Origin of the sequence: Calidithermus terrae (assembly GCF_003574345.1) — a bacterium.
GTDB lineage: Bacteria > Deinococcota > Deinococci > Deinococcales > Thermaceae > Calidithermus > Calidithermus chliarophilus.
Window position 1 is genome coordinate 1 of sequence record NZ_QXDL01000323.1, and the last position, 3,106, is coordinate 3,106.

At 71.6% G+C, this 3,106-nt stretch carries 3 protein-coding genes; 2 read left to right on the top strand and 1 reads right to left on the bottom strand.

All coding sequences use genetic code 11. The features are described from left to right. The first annotated feature begins 153 nt into the window (after window positions 1–153). Window positions 154–1,092 (top strand): ABC transporter ATP-binding protein, encoded by a 939-nt coding sequence (locus tag Mterra_RS20110; RefSeq protein WP_119316721.1) that lies wholly within the window; start codon window positions 154–156, stop codon window positions 1,090–1,092. 3 nt (window positions 1,093–1,095) lie between these two features. Beyond that, entirely contained in the window at window positions 1,096–1,863 is a 768-nt protein-coding gene (locus Mterra_RS20115) for an ABC transporter permease (protein WP_245971712.1), read from the top strand. Between the two features lie 261 nt (window positions 1,864–2,124). On the opposite strand, the gene Mterra_RS20125 is transcribed toward Mterra_RS20115, so the two are convergent. Beyond that, on the bottom strand, window positions 2,125–2,862 hold the full coding sequence (locus Mterra_RS20125; protein WP_119316722.1) for a hypothetical protein: 738 nt from the start codon (window positions 2,860–2,862) through the stop codon (window positions 2,125–2,127). Between the last annotated feature and the right edge of the window lie 244 nt (window positions 2,863–3,106).

Sequence of the window (3,106 nt, forward strand, 5' to 3'; positions counted from 1 at the left end):
GGGCTACTTCATCCTTCAGGGGGTGCAGAGCGGGGCGGGCGACATGGTGCTCGTGGGCGCGCTGCCGGTGATCGCCCTGGCCCTGCTCGCCGACGGGGCGCTGCGCGGCGCCGGCTGGGTGGTGCGCCGCCGGCTGGGCCTGGAGGGAGGCCGATGATCCGCTTCGAGAACGTCGTCAAGCGCTACGGAGGCTTCGAGGCGCTGCGGGGGGTGAGCCTCGAGGTCGCCGCCGGGCAGGTGGTGGTGCTGCTGGGGCCTTCGGGCTGCGGCAAGACCACGCTGCTGCGCACCGTCAACCGCCTGGTCGAGCCCACCGAGGGCACCGTCTACCTGGGCGGGCAGGACGTGCGCCGCCTCAACCCCGAGGAGCTGCGCCGGGGGATCGGCTACGTGATCCAGAGCATCGGGCTCTTCCCCCACATGAGCGTGCTCGAGAACGTGATGGTGGTGCCGCGCCTGCTGGGCTGGGAGCGCTCGAGGCGCGAGGCGCGGGCGCGGGAGATGCTCGTGCGGGTGGGCCTCGAGCCCGCCACCTTCGCGGGCCGCTACCCCCGCGAGCTCTCCGGCGGGCAGGCCCAGCGGGTCGGGCTGGCCCGGGCGCTCGCCGCCGACCCCGCGGTGCTCTTGATGGACGAGCCCTTCGGCGCGGTGGACCCCCCCACCCGCGAGCGCCTGCAGGACGAGTTCCTGAAGCTGCAAGCCGGGCTGGGGAAGACCGTGCTCTTCGTGACGCACGACCTCGAGGAGGCCGTCAAGCTCGCCGACCGCATCTGCCTGATGAACCACGGGCAGGTCGAGCAGTACGACCCCCCGGAGGCCCTGCTGCGCGAGCCCAGGACCCCCTTCGTGCGCGACTTCATCGGCCCCTCGCGCACCCTCTTGCGCCTGTCGCGCATCCCGCTCGAGGGCCTCGTCGAGCCCTTCAACGGCAAGCTCCCCGCCGCCTCGGTGCCGCTGAGCGCCATGGCCCGCGAGGCCTTCTCCGCCCTGCTCGCCCAGGGGGCCCGCAGCGTGGCCGTGACCGACGCGCAGGGCCGGCCGGTGGGCCAGGTGCGGCTGGAGACGCTGCTGCGGGTGGCCTCGGAGGAGTGAGGAGTGAGCGTGCCCCGAGCCCGCCCCCTCGGGCAAAGCGCCCCGCTGGACCGGCTGATCGCCCCGGCGCTGGCCTGGGCAGCGTTGCTGGGCCTGTTCGCCTACGACGACCTCTGGAGGCAGGCCCTCTCCGCGCTCTTCCCCGGCCAGACCCCGCTGTTCGAGCGCCAGACCCTGCTCAAGCTGGCCCTCGAGCACCTCGCCATCACCGGGACCGCGCTCCTGGCCGTGCTGCTGGTGGGGCTGCCGCTGGCGGTCTGGGCGGCCCGGCCCTCGGGGGCGGCGTTCCGGCCCCTGGTCGAGAACCTCGTCACCGTCGGCCAGACCTTCCCCCCCGTGGCGGTGCTGGCCCTGGCCCTGCCCTTCGTGGGCTTCGGCTCGGGCGGCGCGGTCCTGGCGCTGTTCCTCTACGGCCTCCTGCCCGTCGTGCGGAACACGCTCGAGGGCCTGGCGGCCGTGCCGCAGGACGTGCTCGAGGCCGCCAGCGGCATGGGCTACTCCCCCCTGCAGCGCCTGTGGCGCGTCGAGATCCCCCTGGCCTTCCCGGTCATCCTCTCGGGCGTCCGCGCCGGCGCCGTGCTCATCCTGGCGACGGCCACGGTCGCCCCCCTGATCGGCGGCGGCGGCCTGGGCGTCCCCATCGTGGCCGGCCTGGCCGTGAGCAACCTGGCCTTCGTCACCGAGGGCGCCGTCGCGGTGGCGTTGCTCGCGGTGCTGCTGGACTGGACTTTTGCCCGCCTCGAGGCGGCGCTGACCCCTTGGCGGGCTTAGGGGTCGTACGTCGTGCGTCCTACGTCGTACGCCTAACGCCCAACGCAAGGCGCTAGTCGTGCGTCGTACGTCCTACGTCGTACGCCGAACGCAAGACGCAAGACGCCGAACGCAAAACGCCAGACGCAAGACGCGAAACGCCTGGTTCCCCCCTTAGCAAGGGGGGCCAGGGGGGATAAACCCTCCCCGCGCGCGGGAAGGGGTGGGGTGTCTTTCCACCACGAGCCTTCCGCTGACCGCTGACGGCTGAGAGCTGACCGCTTACGACTGACGGCTAACCGCTGCCCCTTTACCCCCTGGCGCCTGCCGGAAGCTGCCCAGCACGATGAGGCTCAGGGCGAGGAGGAAGAAGAAGTCGGTCACGCGGTAGCTGAGGCTGCCGGGGATCAGGACGAAGGCCACGCGGGAGAGCCCGATGGAGACGAGGCTGTAGTTGAGGATCTGCAGGCTGCGGCCGATGCGGCCCCCGGCCAGGATCAGCGCGTTCCAGATGAACAGCGTCGCCAGGAACAGGCTGACGAACAGGAAGAGGACCTGCAGGGGTTCGCTGGGCCGCACGAGCACCACCCCCAGGGTGAGCAGGATGCCGACGATGGCCGAGCCGATGAGGATTTGGGAGCCGTGGCCTTCGGGGGCGAGGCTGCTGCGCTCCATGGCCCAGGGGATGAAGGCGGCGGAGATCATGCCGATGAGCGCCCCTGCGAGGTTGATCAGCTCGGCGGCGGAGCCGAAAGCGCTCATGCCCAGGGTGCCCAGCAGCAGCAGCACGTAGCCGATGCCGATGATCAGGAAGCCCAGGCCCAGGCCCAACAAGGGGCCGCGCAGGAAGGCGGGGAGGTGGCGGGTCCAGCGGCTGATGGCCCAGAAGCCCAGGAGGTTGAAGGCGACGAGGGCAGCCTCGGTGACGACGTCGTTGTTCTGGCCTACTCCGATGAACCAAACCACCCACAGGCCGGCTACGAGCGCCAGCAGTAAGGGGGGTAAGTGGGATCCACCCATAGCCCTTTTATACGCCTTGGAACGGCTCGAGGCCGCCGAATTTGCACGTTTTCCATTGGTGGGGTCAGGGGGTGGTTCGTGGTGCTGTGGTTTGGTGTCCTCCGCTCCCCCGAGGGACTCCAGGTTACCGGCGGAGCCGGTACGGCCTACGGCCACCCCCTCGCGGGCATGCCGCCGGGCCTCGGCGCCCGCGTGTGCGGGGGTGCGGGCCGCACCTTGACCCGGCGGCATGCCCGCGAGGGGG